The sequence below is a fragment of the Nocardioides sp. P4_G10 genome (assembly GCF_056401175.1).
Map to the genome: position 1 here is coordinate 226,494 of NZ_JBFUJV010000004.1, position 14,607 is coordinate 241,100.

13 protein-coding genes are annotated in these 14,607 nt (G+C 73.5%); 11 read left to right on the forward strand and 2 right to left on the reverse strand.

Annotation, left to right across the window (positions count from 1 at the left end):
• Positions 1-97 precede the first annotated feature (97 nt).
• From ssd to AC1DP1_RS08125, 7 genes are all read left to right on the forward strand, one after another.
• A complete protein-coding gene (gene ssd, locus AC1DP1_RS08095; protein ID WP_477506427.1) occupies positions 98-1,111 on the forward strand; it encodes a septum site-determining protein Ssd in 1,014 nt (337 codons plus the stop codon).
• Between the two features lie 146 nt (positions 1,112-1,257).
• Complete coding sequence (locus AC1DP1_RS08100) at positions 1,258-2,421, forward strand: TadA family conjugal transfer-associated ATPase (RefSeq protein WP_477506428.1); 1,164 nt, start codon at positions 1,258-1,260, stop codon at positions 2,419-2,421.
• A complete protein-coding gene (locus AC1DP1_RS08105; RefSeq protein WP_477506429.1) occupies positions 2,415-3,092 on the forward strand; it encodes a type II secretion system F family protein in 678 nt (225 codons plus the stop codon). Before AC1DP1_RS08100 ends, AC1DP1_RS08105 begins: the two co-directional genes overlap by 7 nt.
• Complete coding sequence (locus tag AC1DP1_RS08110) at positions 3,089-3,775, forward strand: type II secretion system F family protein (RefSeq protein WP_477506430.1); 687 nt, start codon at positions 3,089-3,091, stop codon at positions 3,773-3,775. The genes AC1DP1_RS08105 and AC1DP1_RS08110 overlap by 4 nt, the downstream gene beginning before the upstream one ends.
• A 216-nt stretch (positions 3,776-3,991) precedes the next feature.
• Complete coding sequence (locus tag AC1DP1_RS08115) at positions 3,992-4,147, forward strand: DUF4244 domain-containing protein (protein WP_204810889.1); 156 nt, start codon at positions 3,992-3,994, stop codon at positions 4,145-4,147.
• A gap of 5 nt (positions 4,148-4,152) precedes the next feature.
• Positions 4,153-4,524, forward strand: coding sequence for a TadE family type IV pilus minor pilin (locus AC1DP1_RS08120; protein WP_477506431.1), 372 nt, complete (start codon positions 4,153-4,155; stop codon positions 4,522-4,524).
• Positions 4,524-4,922, forward strand: a complete 399-nt coding sequence (locus AC1DP1_RS08125; RefSeq protein ID WP_477506432.1) for an Rv3654c family TadE-like protein — start codon at positions 4,524-4,526, stop codon at positions 4,920-4,922. The genes AC1DP1_RS08120 and AC1DP1_RS08125 overlap by 1 nt, the downstream gene beginning before the upstream one ends.
• 26 nt (positions 4,923-4,948) lie before the next feature.
• Here AC1DP1_RS08125 and AC1DP1_RS08130 read toward each other — a convergent pair whose 3' ends face one another.
• Together AC1DP1_RS08130 and AC1DP1_RS08135 are read right to left on the reverse strand one after the other, a co-directional pair.
• Positions 4,949-5,254: a hypothetical protein gene (locus AC1DP1_RS08130; RefSeq protein WP_457190805.1), complete on the reverse strand. Its 306-nt coding sequence runs from the start codon at positions 5,252-5,254 to the stop codon at positions 4,949-4,951.
• A 15-nt stretch (positions 5,255-5,269) separates the two neighbouring features.
• Positions 5,270-7,612 (reverse strand): DEAD/DEAH box helicase, encoded by a 2,343-nt coding sequence (locus AC1DP1_RS08135; protein ID WP_477506433.1) that lies wholly within the window; start codon positions 7,610-7,612, stop codon positions 5,270-5,272.
• 176 nt (positions 7,613-7,788) lie between these two features.
• Between AC1DP1_RS08135 and AC1DP1_RS08140 the strand changes: the two genes are divergently transcribed.
• From AC1DP1_RS08140 to AC1DP1_RS08155, 4 genes are all read left to right on the forward strand, one after another.
• Positions 7,789-8,124 (forward strand): anti-sigma factor antagonist, encoded by a 336-nt coding sequence (locus AC1DP1_RS08140; protein WP_129427178.1) that lies wholly within the window; start codon positions 7,789-7,791, stop codon positions 8,122-8,124.
• Between the two features lie 167 nt (positions 8,125-8,291).
• On the forward strand, positions 8,292-10,613 hold the full coding sequence (locus tag AC1DP1_RS08145) for a sodium-translocating pyrophosphatase (RefSeq protein ID WP_477506434.1): 2,322 nt from the start codon (positions 8,292-8,294) through the stop codon (positions 10,611-10,613).
• Positions 10,614-10,712: 99 nt separating this feature from the next.
• The gene (locus tag AC1DP1_RS08150; RefSeq protein WP_477506435.1) at positions 10,713-12,194 is read left to right on the forward strand and encodes a DUF7059 domain-containing protein; all 1,482 of its coding nucleotides are present in this window, start codon (positions 10,713-10,715) and stop codon (positions 12,192-12,194) included.
• Positions 12,195-12,379: 185 nt separating this feature from the next.
• The gene (locus tag AC1DP1_RS08155; RefSeq protein ID WP_477506436.1) at positions 12,380-14,506 is read left to right on the forward strand and encodes a PQQ-dependent sugar dehydrogenase; all 2,127 of its coding nucleotides are present in this window, start codon (positions 12,380-12,382) and stop codon (positions 14,504-14,506) included.
• The last annotated feature ends 101 nt before the right edge of the window (positions 14,507-14,607 follow it).

Consider the following 14,607-nt stretch of genomic DNA (forward strand, 5'->3'; position numbering starts at 1 on the left):
GCCGCCAGGTGTCCACAGGCGGCGCCGAGACGTCGTTGTCCACAAGCACTGTCGGCGTGGGCTGACGGGAGTCGGTGCCGCCGCCGACGCTCGGGGCATGCCCGTCCTCCTGATCACCCGGTCCCCGTCCGTCCACGACTCTGTCGTCCCCCTCTGTGCGGCGGCGGGGGTCGGGGCCGAGGTCTGTGCCGAGCCGTCCCTCTCCCTGGCAGCGTGGCGCGAGGCCGATCTGGTGCTCGTCGGTGACGACCTCGCCGGCGCGCTCGTCGGCCTCGCGCCCCCGAGACGGACGGGTGTCCACGTCGTCGGGGTCGGTGTCGGCGACGCCGCCTTCCGCCACGCCGTCGAGCTGGGCGCGACGTCGGTGGTCGACCTGCCCACGGGCGAGGGCTGGCTCTCCGACGAGCTCTCCGACGTCGGCGAGCGGGCCTCGCCCGGCCGTCTGGTCGGGGTGGTCGGCGGGGCCGGTGGCGCGGGAGCCACGACGCTGGCGTGCGCGCTCGCCCAGTGGCACGCGGCGCGTGCGTCGACGCTGCTCGTCGACGGCGATCCGCTCGGCCCCGGGCTCGACCGGCTGCTCGGCATGGAGGACCTCCCCGGCGTGCGGTGGGAGGCCCTCGCGGAGACCGCCGGCCGGCTCGGAGCGCGGGCCCTGCGCGAGGGAGTGCCCCGGCGCGACCACCTCGGCGTCCTCACGTGGTCTGGCCTGCGACGCCGCCTCGACGTGGCGACCGCCCGGCGGGTCCTGCCGGCCGCGGTGCTCGGGCACGACCTCGTCGTCGTCGACCTCGCCCGGCAGGGCGGCCCGCTGCTGGCCGAGCTGGTCGACCGCTGCGACGACCTGCTGGTGGTGACGCCGGCGACCGTGCCCGGGCTGGCCGCCGCCGCCCGCCTCGTCGCCGACCTCGGGCGTGACGGCCGCGCGGGGCTGGTGCTCCGCCCGGGCGGGCTCAGCGACGCCGACGCCGAGCGGGTGACCGGGCTGCCCGTCGTGGCGGCCGTCGCCGACCAGCGCGGTGTGGCCGCGTCGGTCGACCGCGGCCTCGGCCCCCTGGCCGGGAGGGGTCCGCTCGCCCGGGCCGCCCGCGCCCTGCTGGCGGACGCGGCATGAGCACCACCCCACGACCTTCCTCGCCTCCCCCGCTCCGCTCCTCCGCCGAGCAACGCCGCGGGGACCCCGGGATGAGCACCACCCCACGACCTTCCTCGCCTCCCCCGCTCCGCTCCTCCGCCGAGCAACGCCGCGGGGACCCCGGGATGAGCACCCCGGTGCCGACCGCCGTGCTCGACGACGTACGCCGCCGCCTGGCGGTGTCGGCGGGTGACCTGACGCCGCACCGGGTCGCCGAGGCCCTGCGGGCGTCCGGGTCCCCGGTCGGTGACGCGACGGTCCTGGCCGTGCACGACCTGCTCCGGCGCGACGTCCTCGGTGCCGGACCGCTGGAGGACCTGCTCCGGCTGCCCGACGTCACCGACGTGCTGGTCAACAACCCCGCCGAGGTCTGGATCGATCGCGGCGCCGGGCTCGAGCGCGCGGCGGTGTCGTTCCCCGACGACGCCGCCGTGCGTCGCCTCGCGCAGCGGCTGGCCGCCACGGCCGGGCGGCGCCTGGACGACGCGACCCCGCACGCCGACGTGCGCCTCCCGGACGGCACGCGCTTCCACGCCGTGCTGGCGCCGGTGGCCCGGTCGGGGACCGTGCTGTCGCTCCGGGTCCCTCGGGGCCGGGTGTGGACCCTGCCCGAGCTCGTGACCGCGGGCGCGGTGCCACCCGACGGCGCGTTCCTGCTGGAGGAGATCGTCGACTCGCGGTGCGCCTTCCTCGTCACCGGCGGCACCGGCACCGGCAAGACGTCGGTGCTCTCCGCCCTCCTGTCGCTGGTCGACCCCGGCGAGCGCATCGTCCTGGTCGAGGACGCCAGCGAGCTGCGACCCGACCACCCCCACGTCGTCGCCCTGGAGGGCCGCCCGGCCAACATCGAGGGCGCCGGCGAGATCTCGCTGCAGGTGCTGGTGCGTCAGGCGCTGCGGATGCGGCCCGACCGGCTGGTGGTCGGGGAGGTGCGCGGGGCCGAGGTCGTCGACCTCCTGGCAGCGCTCAACACTGGCCACGGCGGAGGTTGCGGCACGCTCCACGCCAACTCCGCCGCCGACGTCCCGGCCCGGGTCGAGGCGCTGTCCCTGGCCGCCGGCCTGCCGCGCTCGGCGGCGCACAGCCAGCTCGCCTCCGCGCTCGACGTGGTCATCCACCTCGGCCGGGGTCGCGACGGGCGCCGCAGGGTGCTGGAGCTCGGCGTGCCCGAGCGGGACGGGTCCGGTCACGTCGCGCTCCGCACCGCCGCGACCTTCGAGGCCGACCGCGTGGTGCGGGGGCCGGCCGCGGGGGCGCTCGCCGCCCGGCTCGGCTCGGTGGCGTGGTGAGCGCGTGGCTCGTCGCGCTGGTGGCCGGCATGGCCGTCGCGGCGCTCGTGCCGTCGGCGGGGCCGGTGCTGCGTCGTCCGGGCCGGTCGCGGCAGGGGTGGTCGGTCCCGGTCCCGGTCCTGGCCCGCCGCAGACGTGTCGCCGCCGACCAGGCGGCCGTGCTGGAGGTCTGCGACCTGCTGGCCGCCGACCTAGCGGCGGGGCGACCGCCCGACGCCGCCCTGGCCGCCGGCGCCGAGCGGTGGCCGCCGCTGGTCCCGGTCGTCGAGGCGATGCGGCTAGGGGCAGACGTCCCCGAGGCGATGCGCCGGCTTGCTGCCGAGCGACGTGGTGCGGCCGACCTCCGCTGGGTGGCTGGGGCGTGGCAGGTCGCCCAGCACTCCGGGCACGGGCTCGCCGCGGCGCTCGAGCGCACGGCCGCCGGCCTGCGCGCGCGTCGTCGTACGCGTCGCCTCGTCGACTCCGAGCTGGCGTCGGCCCGCTCGACGGCGCGGCTCGTCGCCTGCCTGCCCGTCGCGGTGCTGCTGATGGGATCCGGCGCYGGCTCCGACCCGTGGTCCTTCCTGCTGGGGACGCCGGTCGGCTGGGTCTGCGGCGCCGCCGGGCTCACGCTCGTCGCCCTCGGACTGTGGTGGATCGAGCGACTCGCCGACCAGGCCGCGGCGCCGTGACCTGGCTGAGCGTCGTGTGCGCGTCGCTGGCGGTCGCGGTGCTGGTCCCGTCGGTCCCGCGGAGCGTCCGGCGGCGCCGGGCCTCGTCGCTCGGCCTGCGTCCGCTCGCGGTCGGGGGCGTCGCGATCGGCGCCTGGTTGTTCGTGGGCGGGATGGCCGGGGTGCTGGTCGCGGCGGTGGCCGCCGCACTCGCCCGGCACGTGCTCGCCGCGGCGGAGGCTCCGTCGGCACGCCGCGAGCGGGAGGAGGTCGAGAGGACGCTGCCGCACCTCGTCGACCTGTTCGCCGCGATGCTGCGCGCCGGCTCCGAACCCGTCTCGGGCCTGGCCCGTGTGTGCGCTGCGCTTCCGGGCCCGGCGGCCGACCGGCTGGTGCCGGTCGTGGAGCAGGCCCGCTGGGGATCCGCCGGCGTCGAGGCGTGGTCGGTGGTCGCCGACGACCGGGAGCTCGCCCCGCTGGCCCGGGCGATGGTCCGCTCGCAGGTGTCGGGCGCGTCCGTCGTGCAGAGCGTCGAGCGGCTCGCCGACGAGCTCCAGCGGGAGTCGCTCGCCCGCGCCGAGGACGCGGCCCGGCGGGTCGGGGTGGCTGCGGCGATCCCGCTCGGTGCGTGCCTGCTCCCCGCGTTCATGCTGCTCGGCGTCGTGCCGACCGTGGCGTCGCTCTTCGGCTCGGTGAGCCCGTGACGGGCCGCTCGGCGTCCACAGGGCGGCGGATGTGGGCGTCCTCCACAGGCTCGCGCCCGCGGTCGTGCAGGCGGCCCGCGGTCCTCTCACGCTGGGTCTCGGTCGGGGTTCATCGGGAGCCCCGCGACGACAGGGGAACAGATGTTGGTCACGCGTCATCTCGGACGGAACAGGTGGGCCGGGTCGGGCAGGTGGGCCAGGTCCGGCAGGTCGGACATGGAGGCGGGCATCACGACAGCGGAGTACGCCGTGGGCACCGCTGCCGGCGCCGGGTTCGCCGGCCTGCTCTACACGCTGCTCACCGGCGCGTTCGGTGACCAGCTGCTGGGGCGGCTGTTCAAGCACGTCATGGGCCTGCTCGGCATCGGGTGAGCGCGGTGTGGTCTCGCGGGCGACGGACCCGACCGGAGTCGGGTGCGGCGACGGCGGAGCTCGCGCTGGGCATCCCGCTGCTCGTGGCGCTGACCGCCGGCCTGGTCTGGATGCTGGCGGTCGGCGCGGCACAGGTGCGCGTCATCGACGCCTCCCGCGAGGCCGCCCGCGCCGTTGCCCGCGGCGACGACATCGCCTCGGCGCAGGGCGTGGCCGTCCGGATCGCTCCCGAGGGTGCCCGCGTGCGCGTCGAGGTCGGTGAGTCCGACGTCGTGGTGACGACCAGCGCGAGGGTCACGGGCCCGGGTGGCCTGCTCGGCTCGCTTCCCGGCGTGACCGTGTCCGCGGAGGCCGTCGCGGTCGTGGAGGAGCCGTGATGCATGGAGGAGCCGTGATGCGCGGGGGAGGCGTCAGCAACGGAGCCGGGACCCGCGGGGACAGGGGCGGTGCGACGGTGCTCGTGGTGGCGATGGCGGGCGTGCTGATGTTCGTCATGGGCGGCCTGGCCGCGGCCGGCGGCCTCGTGACGGCCCAGCGCCGGGCCCAGGCGGCGGCCGACCTCACCGCGCTCGCGGGGGCGTCCGCGCTCGCGGACGTCGGCGGCCCGACGGACGCCTGCGCCGCGGCCGACCGGGTCGCGGGTCGCAACGCGGCCGTGCTCGATGCGTGCACACCCGACGGTCGAGCGATCCGGGTCACCGTCTCGGTGGCCGGTCCGGACGTCCCGTGGAAGGAGGTGAGGGTGACCGCCGAGGCGCGCGCCGGTCCCGGCTGACCCGGCTGACCCTGCCCCGTCCGCCGTCAGGGGGTGTCGTGACGCTCCGGGTCTTCGGTGCGGCGCTCGGCCTCGACCCGCTCGAGCTTCTGGTTGAGCTCGGTGAGCTCCTTGCGCTCACGGCGGTGGGCGAGGCTCCGCCTGGTGCCCCACTTGAGGATCGCGAAGCCCCACAGGATGGCCGCGCCGGCGGCGACGCCGACGAGGAACGACTCGAGGGTGGTGACGTCGAGGCCGAGGAGCTCGCCGCCCGACCCGGGCTCGCTGACGAAGAGGGCGGACAGCACGGCGATGCCGCCGAGGATCATGAGGCCGAGGCCGAGGATCACCATGAGCCGAATCTAGCCCTAACCGTCCACTCGAGGTGCCCCCGAGAGGAGGGCGTCGAGCAACAAGATCGCGCCGTCCTTGTCGAGGGGGTTGTTCTGGTTGCCGCACTTGGGCGACTGGATGCACGACGGGCAGCCGTTGCCGCACTCGCAGCTCGCGATCGCCTCGCGCGTGGCGGTCAGCCAGGCGACCGCCGTGTGGAACCCGCGCTCGGAGAATCCGGCCCCGCCCGGGTGGCCGTCGTACACGAAGACGGTCAGCACACCGGTGTCGGCGTGGCGGGCCGTGGAGACGCCGCCGATGTCCCAGCGGTCGCACGTCGCGAAGAGGGGCAGGAGGCCGATCGAGCAGTGCTCGGCCGCGTGGGCCGCGCCCGGCACGTCGAGCGTGGCGAGGCCGGCCTCGGCGACGACGTCGTCGGGGACCGTCCACCACACCGCCGTCGTCCGCAGGGTGCGCTCGGGCAGGTCGAGCGGCTCCTCCGACAGCACCTCGCCACCGGGCTGGCGCCGTCTGAGGAAGGAGACCACCTGGTGCGACACGTCGACCTCGCCGAGGGACAGCTCGCACCCGCCCCACGAGCGGCGCTCGCGGGTGGCGACGATGCTGATGTCGGTGACCTCGCGCGCGGTGGTGGAGTACGACGGCTCGTCGCGGCGCATGGTCGCGACGTGGTGCTCGAGGTCGATGTCCTCGACCAGCCAGGTCTCGCCCTGGTGGACGTAGACCGCGCCCGGGTGCGCCTGGTTGTGGGCACCACCGGCGTCGACCGTGCCGACGACCCGGCCGGTGCCGGACTCGATCAGCTGCACGGGCGACCCGCCTGCCGACCGGATGTCGGCAAGGTCGGCCGCCCGGCCCCGGTCGGTCCAGAACCAGCCGCGCGGTCGCCGGCGCAACAGCCCGAGGGTCGTCAGCTCGTCGACGACCTCGCGGGCGGTGGGTCCGAAGAGCGGCAGGTCGGCCTCGGTGAGCGGCTGCTCCTGCGCGGCCGCGCAGAGGTGCGGACCCATGACGTGCGGGTTCGACGGGTCGAAGACGGACGCCTCGACCGGGGCGCCGATGAGCTTGTCGGGGTGGGTGACCAGGTAGGTGTCGAGCGGGTCGTCCTTCGCGACCAGCACCCCGAGCGCGTCCTGCGCGCCACGTCCGGCCCGCCCGACCTGCTGCCAGAACGCCGCCCGGGTCCCCGGGAAGCCGGCGATGAGCACGGCGTCGAGCCCGCTGATGTCGATGCCGAGCTCGAGCGCGTTGGTCGCGGCGAGCCCGATCAGGTCGCCGCGGCGCAGCGCCGCCTCGAGCGCCCGGCGCTCCTCGGGGAGGTAGCCGCCGCGGTAGGCCGCGACCCGGTCCGGCAGCGACGGGTCGACCTCGGCGAGCAGCTCGGACGCCGACAGGGCCACCTGCTCGGCTCCGCGCCGCGAGCGGATGAAGGCCAGGGTGCGCACGTCCTCGGCGACGAGGTCGGCGAGCAGGTCGGCGACCTCCGAGGACGCGGCCCGGCGCACCGGAGCACCGTTCTCGCCGGCGTGCGAGGTGAAGGGGGGTTCCCACAGCAGCAGCGACACCTGCCCGCGCGGGGAGTCGTCGCGGGTCAGCGCGACCACGTCGAGCCCGGTCAGCCGCGACGCGGTGACCTCCGGCTCCGCGACCGTCGCCGAGGCGAGCACGAACGTCGGGTGGGCGCCGTACATCGCGCACACCCGTCGCAGGCGCCGCAGCACGTGGGAGACGTGCGCCCCGAACACGCCGCGGTAGTGGTGGCACTCGTCGACGACGACGTACGTCAACGACCCGAGCAGCCGCGACCACCGGTGGTGCGAGGGGAGCAGTGACCGGTGGAGCATGTCGGGGTTGGTGAGGACGTACTCGCCGAAGTCGCGCGTCCAGTCCCGCTCCTCGCGCGAGCTGTCGCCGTCGTGCGCCGCGAGTCGTACGTCGAGGCCCAGTGACGACAGGCCGGCGAGCTGGTCGTGGGCCAGCGCCTTGGTCGGAGCGAGGTAGAGCACCGACGCACCCCGCTCGCCGCGCGGCCCGCGGGCCGCGCGGATCGCCGACAGCGCCGGCAGCTGGTAGGCCAGAGACTTTCCCGACGCCGTGCCCGTCGCGACGATCACGTGGTCGCCGGCGTGGGCCGCGTCGGCCGCGACGACCTGGTGCCGCCACGGTCGCGCCACGCCCTGGGCGGCGTACGCCCCGCGGACGTCGTCGGGCACCCACTCCGGCCAGTCCTCGTGCACCGCCTCGCGGGCCGGCAGCACCTCCAGGTGGCGCAGCCGGTCCTCCCGTCCGGGCACGCCGGCCAGTCGACGCACGAGCGTGTCGACCGGCGGCGGGACGCCGGGGCGGGAGGGCTTCACCTCGTGAAGTCTGGCAAAGGGCGGGGACGCCGCCCGAGGCGGCGTCGGGTGTGATGTGCGGAGGAGTCCTGCGAAACCCTTGTGACTCGTGGTTTGATACCACCCGAAGGAACGAAGGGGCACCTGCGTGCCCGTAGGCGCACTGTCCGAACGAGTTCGGGGACCGGGGAGCAGTCGTGGATCTCACCCTTGCGACACGCGAGGTGGACGGCCGTGCCGTCGTTGCCGTGGGCGGCGAGATCGACGTCTACACAGCGCCCAAGCTGCGTGACTGCATCACCGAGCTCGTCGGTGCCGGCACCTACGACATCGTCATCGACCTCGAGGCCGTCGAGTTCCTCGACTCCACCGGCCTCGGCGTGCTCGTCGGCGGGCTGAAGAAGGTCCGCGCCCACGACGGCTCGCTCGACCTGGTCTGCACCCAGGAGCGACTGCTCAAGATCTTCCGCATCACCGGCCTCGCCAAGGTGTTCGTGATCCACGACTCCGTCGGCCTCGCGCCCGGCGCCTGAGCCTGACCGAGGCCCGTCGTCACCCCTCCGGACGTGTCCGGAGGGGTTTTTTCACGTTCGAATCGCACGGCCCGGTGTGGTGTGGGTCACGCCGCTCCGTGATCTGGGTCACGTCTGCGTAGACTCCGGCGCGTTCACGGATCTTTTCCAGTCCTAGGAGGACACGCATGACGGGGATCTTGCCCGCGGTCGTCGTGACGCCTGAGCTCGAAGGTGCCAACCTCGTCCTGGTCGTCGTCGTCGCCCTGATCGCGCTCGGCGCGCTCGGGATGGCCGCGATGTTCAGGTCGCAGGTGATGGCCGCAGGCGAAGGCACCGACAGCATGAAGACCATCGCCCAGGCCGTCCAGGAGGGCGCCAACGCCTACCTGACCCGGCAGTTCCGGACCCTGGCCATCTTCGCGGCGATCGCGTTCTTCGCGCTGCTCGTGCTGCCGGCCGACGACACCACCGTTCGCATCTTCCGCTCGGTGTTCTTCATCGTCGGAGCGGGCTTCTCGGCTGCTGTGGGCTATCTCGGCATGAACCTCGCGGTGCGCGCGAACCTGCGCGTCGCCGCGGCCGCGGAGACCACCGGCCGCGAGCCGGCCATGACGATCGGCCTGCGCACGGGCGCGATGGTCGGCATGCTCACCGTCGGTCTCGGCCTGCTCGGAGCCAGCCTCGTCGTGCTGTTCTTCCAGGACGAGGCGCCCCACGTGCTCGAGGGCTTCGGCTTCGGTGCCGCCCTCCTCGCCATGTTCATGCGTGTCGGCGGCGGCATCTTCACCAAGGCGGCAGACGTCGGCGCCGACCTCGTCGGCAAGGTCGAGCAGGGCATTCCCGAGGACGACCCGCGCAACGCCGCGACGATCGCCGACAACGTCGGTGACAACGTCGGCGACTGCGCCGGCATGGCCGCCGACCTCTTCGAGTCGTACGCCGTCACACTGGTCGCCGCGCTGATCCTCGGCTCGCAGGCCTTCGGTGACAAGGGACTCGTCTTCCCGCTGCTGATCCCCGCCATCGGTGCCCTCACCGCGGTCGCGGGCGTCTACCTGACCAAGCCCAAGGCAGGCGAGAACGGCCTGACCACGATCAACAAGTCGTTCTACCTCTCCTCCGGCATCGCCGCCGTCGCGAGCGTGGTCCTGTCGTACCTCTACCTGCCGAGCAGCTTCGCGGAGTTCACCAACATCGCCGGCGACCTCACCAGTGCCGACGGTGACCCCCGCTTCATCGCCTCCTCCGCAGTGGTCATCGGCATCGTGATGTCGGCCGGCATCCTGGCCCTGACCGGTTACTACACCGGAACGGAGTACCGCCCGGTCAAGGACGTCGGCAAGACCTCCCTGACCGGCCCGGCCACGGTCATCCTGTCCGGACTCTCGGTCGGCTTCGAGTCGGCCGTCTACACCACGCTGGTCATCGGCGCCGCCGTCTTCGGCGCCTACCTCCTCGGCGGCGCGGCCCTCACGGTGTCGCTCTTCGCCGTGGCACTGGCCGGGTGCGGACTGCTCACCACCGTCGGCGTCATCGTCGCGATGGACACGTTCGGTCCGGTCTCCGACAACGCCCAGGGCATCGCCGAGATGTCGGGCGACGTCAGCCCCGAGGGCGCGCAGATCCTCACCGAGCTCGACGCCGTCGGCAACACCACCAAGGCCATCACCAAGGGCATCGCGATCGCGACGGCCGTCCTGGCCGCGACCGCGCTCTTCGGGTCGTACGCCACCTCGGTGTTCGAGTCGCTCCGCGATGCCAACGTCGGCCCCGACGAGGCCTACCTGCTGGACTTCAGCGTCTTCAACCCGGCGGTCATCGTCGGCGTGCTGCTCGGTGCGGCCGTGGTGTTCCTCTTCTCCGGCCTCGCCATCAACGCGGTCGCCCGCGCGGCCGGTGCGGTCGTCATGGAGGTGCGCCGCCAGTTCCGCGAGATCCCCGGCATCATGGAGGGCACCGGCCGTCCGGAGTACGGCAAGGTCGTCGACATCGTCACAAAGGACTCGCTGCGCGAGCTCGTGACGCCCGGCATCCTGGCCGTCCTGGCGCCGATCGCCGTGGGCTTCGGCCTCGGTGCGACCGCGCTGGCCGGCTTCCTCGCCGGCGCCATCGGCACCGGCACCCTCATGGCCGTGTTCCTGGCCAACGCCGGTGGGGCGTGGGACAACGCCAAGAAGCTCGTCGAGGACGGCCACCACGGCGGCAAGGGCTCGGCCTCCCACGAGGCCACGATCATCGGCGACACCGTCGGGGACCCGTTCAAGGACACCGCCGGCCCGGCCATCAACCCGCTCATCAAGGTGATGAACCTCGTCTCGCTGCTCATCGCGAGCGCCGTCGTCTCCCTGAGCGTCGGCGAGGACCAGAGCGACGTCCTTCGCATCGTGATCGCGCTCGTCGCGGTCGCGATCATCGCCGGCGCGGTGATCATCTCCAAGCGGCGCGAGGTCGCCATCGCCGACGACGGCGACAACACCGGCTCGTCGTCCTTCACCCACCACGCCTGACCCAGCTCCACCTCTGCAGACGTCATGGCGGCTGGTCGCTCCGGCGACCGGCCGCCATGACGTCATTTCGTGGCACGCGTTGTCTGCAAGGCTGGGACCATGCCGTCCGACCTCGACTTCGCCGGGCCCCTGCGCGAGGCCCTGCTCGCCGCCGACTTCACCTACGACCGGGTCGCCGAGGCGATCGGCGAGGAGGCGCACCGGGCGCTCGGGCGCAACGAGACCCTCCCCGCGTTGCGTCGTACGACGTCGGGCGCGCCCATCGACACCCTGGTCCGGCTCTTCCTGCTGCAGACCCCGGTCGCCGGCGACGACGCGGAGCGGGCGCTCCCCGGCCTGGTCGACCGGCTCTGCAACGCCGGCCTGCTGGAGCAGAGCGTCAGCGAGGTCGCGGCCCGGACCGACTGCCGGCCCTACGCCACCTCGGAGGAAGGACGGGATCGTGACCTCTGGGTCGTCTCCGACCTGACGCCCGGGCTCGACGGAGCCCCGGTCGCGGTGGGCCCCGACCACGTCCTGGGCATCTCGAGCGCCTCGACGAGCCTGGCGCAGCTGACGATGCGTGAGCCGGTCGGCAGCGCGCTCGACCTCGGCACCGGGTGCGGCGTGCAGGCGCTGCACCTCGCCGCGCACTCGCGCTCGGTCGTCGCGACCGACGTCAACGAGCGCGCGCTCTGGATGACCCGGCTCAACGCAGCGCTCAACCAGGTCGAGGTCGACGTCCGCGACGGCTCGTTCTTCGAGCCGGTGGCCGGCGAGCGCTTCGACCTGATCGCCACCAACCCGCCGTTCGTGATCTCCCCGGCGACCGGCGAGCGGCTGGTCTACCGCGACTCCGGCCTCCCCGGCGACCGCGTCGTCGAGCACATCGTGCGCACCGGGCCCGACCACCTCACCGACGGTGGCTGGCTGCAGGTCCTCGCCAACTGGGCGATCGTCGACGGCCGGCCGTGGGACGAGCGGCTCGGGTCGTGGCTGCGCGACGACTGCGACGCGCTGGTCGTGCAGCGCGAGACACTGGACCCGTCGGCCTACGTCGAGCTGTGGCTCAAGGACAGCGGCCACCACGGGCGTCCCGACTACGCCCGGCGCTACGACACCTGGCTGTCGTGGCTCGAGGAGACCGGCATCGAGGGTGTCGGCTTCGGCTGGATCAACGTCCGGCTGGGCGGGGGAGGTCGCCACGACCTCCTCGAGTGGCCGTACGACGTCGAGCAGCCCATCGGCCCGGCGATCCACGAGTGGGGCCGGGCGGCGACGGCGCTGCGCGGGCTCACCGACGACGAGCTGCTCCGCAGCGTGCTGCGCGCCCGGGAGGACGTCCAGCAGGAGACGGTCGGCCGGCCGGGCGCGGAGGACCCGGAGGCGATCGTGCTCCGCCAGCAGCGCGGCTTCCGGCGCGCGCGGACGGCCGACACCGTCGAGGCCGCCCTCGTCGGCGCCAGCGACGGCGACCTGACGCTCGGCCAGCTGCTCGGGGCGATCGCCGTGCTGCTGCAGCGCGACGAGGCCGACCTGCGCCAGACCTACCTGCCGGTCGTGCGGGAGCTGGTGGGAGAGGGCTTCCTGGTCCTCGACTGAGGCCCGGTGGGTCGCGGTCGCGTGCGTACGTCTAACGCGGCTGGCCTCACCGCTGCGGGTGGTCTCCGGAGCGACGTACTTGTGTCGACAGGCGAGCAGAAGTCGCTTGCTCGTTGACGTGACGCCGGTCACGTGCCTACGTTGCTAGCTGGCTCCCAGCCATCTCGGGAACAGGAGACCCCCCAATGAAGCATCCTCACCGTGTAGGGCTCACCGCCGCCGTCGGCGCCGCGCTCTGCCTGCCCATGCTGGCGGTGACCACCGCGGCCACCGCCCACGAAGGCCACGACGACACCGCCCCACCCCCGCCCGCCGGAGCGTTCCAGAAGGTCACCCTCAACGACCGCCCGGGCGAGGCCATCGACCTCGCGGTGCTGCCCGACGGCGACGTCCTGCACACCACGCGCGCCGGTGTCATCTGGCACAACGACGCCGACACCGGCGTCAACAGCGTCGCCGGCCGCATCCCGGTCTACCTCCACGACGAGGAGGGCCTCCAGAGCATCGCCCTGGACCCGGGCTACGACGGCAAGAGGAACAAGTGGATCTACCTCTACTACTCGCCGCCGCTCGACACCCCCGCGGACGACCCGGCGACCGCCTCCATCAACGAGGGCGACGCCCCGGAGACCGGCACGGCGGCCGACTTCGCTCCCTACAAGGGCCACCTGACGGTCTCCCGGTTCCGCTTCTCCGGCGGCCAGGTGGACGTCGGCTCGGAGCAGAAGGTGCTCGACGTCCCCGTCGACCGGGGCATCTGCTGCCACGTCGGCGGTGACATCGTCTTCGACTCGGCGGGCAACCTGATCCTGTCGACCGGCGACGACACCAACCCGTTCCAGTCCGACGGCTACGTGCCGCTCGACGAGCGCCCCGACCGCAACCCGGCCTTCGACGCCCAGCGCACGTCGGCCAACACCAACGACCTGCGCGGCAAGATCCTGCGGATCACGCCCAAGGCCGGCGGCGGCTACACGATCCCCGAGGGCAACCTGTTCGCCCCGGGCACGCCGAAGACCCGCCCGGAGATCTACTCGATGGGCTGGCGCAACCCGTTCCGCATCGAGATCGACCCCGACACCGACGACATCTGGGTCGCCGACTACTCGCCCGACGCCCGGGCCGCCAACCCCAACCGGGGCCCCGCCGGCCACGGCAAGTGGGCGGTCGTGGACAAGCCGTCCAACTACGGCTGGCCCTACTGCGCCACCGCCGAGCTGCCCTACAACGACTTCGACTTCGCCACCCGCACGAGTGGCGCGAAGTTCAACTGCGACGCCCCGGTCAACGACTCGATCCACAACACCGGCCTGCGTGAGCTGCCGGCCGTGGAGCAGCCGGAGGTCTGGTACTCGTACGGTCTCTCGTCCGAGTTCCCCGAGCTCGAGACCGGAGGCATCGGCCCGATGGCCGGCCCCGCCTACCAGTTCGACCGCAAGGCCACCAAGGGCCGCAACCCTGTCGCCTGGCCCAAGCGTTACGACGACACCCCGCTGTTCTACGAGTGGACGCGTGACTACATCAAGGGCTTCCACCTCGACGACGGCGCGGTCGCCGCGATCGAGGACGTCGTCCCGGACATCGTGACCGACAACCCGATGGACATGGAGTTCGGCCCCGACGGCGCGCTCTACGTGCTGGAGTACGGCGACGGCTACTTCGCGGAGAACCCCGACGCGCAGCTCTCCCGGATCGACTACATCGGCGAGGGCGGCAACCGCAGCCCGGTCCCGGCGATCGAGGCCGAGCCGACGGCGGGCAGGGCGCCGCTCACGGTCGCGTTCTCCAGCGACGGCACCACCGACCCGGACGGCGACACCAAGCTGAAGTACGCCTGGGACTTCGACGGTGACGGCAAGGTCGACAGCCGCAAGGCCAACGGCTCCTACACCTACACCGAGGACGGCAGCTACCGCGCCACGCTGACGGTGACCGACCAGGGCGGGCGCCGCGCCTCGGCAGACGTCGACATCGTCGTCGGCAACGAGGCCCCGGTCGTCGAGTTCGTCACCCCGGTGGCGGGCCAGGCGTTCAGCTTCGGCGACACCGTGACGTACGAGGTGAGGGTCACCGACGACGAGCCCGTGGACTGCAGCAGGGTCACCGTGACCTACGTGCTGGGCCACGACACGCACGGCCACCCGCAGTCCACGGCCTCGGGGTGCACCGGCTCGCTGACCACCTCGGTGCCCGAGGGTCACGACCCGGCGACGGACGACCTCGCGGCCGTCTTCGTCGCGGAGTACACCGACACCGGCTCCGAGCCCGGTCTCAGCGGTTCCGACGAGGTCGTCCTCGAGCCGGCCGGCTGATCGGAGGCGAGGCGGACCCGGGTCGCCCCGGGTCCGCCTCGGCCTCAGCCCCGCCCTTCCCGTCCACCCCAGACATCCCCAGAACCCCCCGAGAAAACCAG

What these genes read in the sequence shown, in the direction of transcription:
- AC1DP1_RS08155 (WP_477506436.1), top strand. Translation starts at nt 12,380, where the DNA reads ATGAAGCATCCTCACCGTGTAGGGCTCACCGCCGCCGTCGGCGCCGCG.
- AC1DP1_RS08130 (WP_457190805.1), bottom strand. Translation starts at nt 5,254, where the DNA reads ATGGTGATCCTCGGCCTCGGCCTCATGATCCTCGGCGGCATCGCCGTG.
- ssd (WP_477506427.1), top strand. Translation starts at nt 98, where the DNA reads ATGCCCGTCCTCCTGATCACCCGGTCCCCGTCCGTCCACGACTCTGTC.
- AC1DP1_RS08115 (WP_204810889.1), top strand. Translation starts at nt 3,992, where the DNA reads ATGGAGGCGGGCATCACGACAGCGGAGTACGCCGTGGGCACCGCTGCC.
- AC1DP1_RS08100 (WP_477506428.1), top strand. Translation starts at nt 1,258, where the DNA reads ATGAGCACCCCGGTGCCGACCGCCGTGCTCGACGACGTACGCCGCCGC.
- AC1DP1_RS08150 (WP_477506435.1), top strand. Translation starts at nt 10,713, where the DNA reads ATGCCGTCCGACCTCGACTTCGCCGGGCCCCTGCGCGAGGCCCTGCTC.
- AC1DP1_RS08125 (WP_477506432.1), top strand. Translation starts at nt 4,524, where the DNA reads ATGCATGGAGGAGCCGTGATGCGCGGGGGAGGCGTCAGCAACGGAGCC.
- AC1DP1_RS08145 (WP_477506434.1), top strand. Translation starts at nt 8,292, where the DNA reads ATGACGGGGATCTTGCCCGCGGTCGTCGTGACGCCTGAGCTCGAAGGT.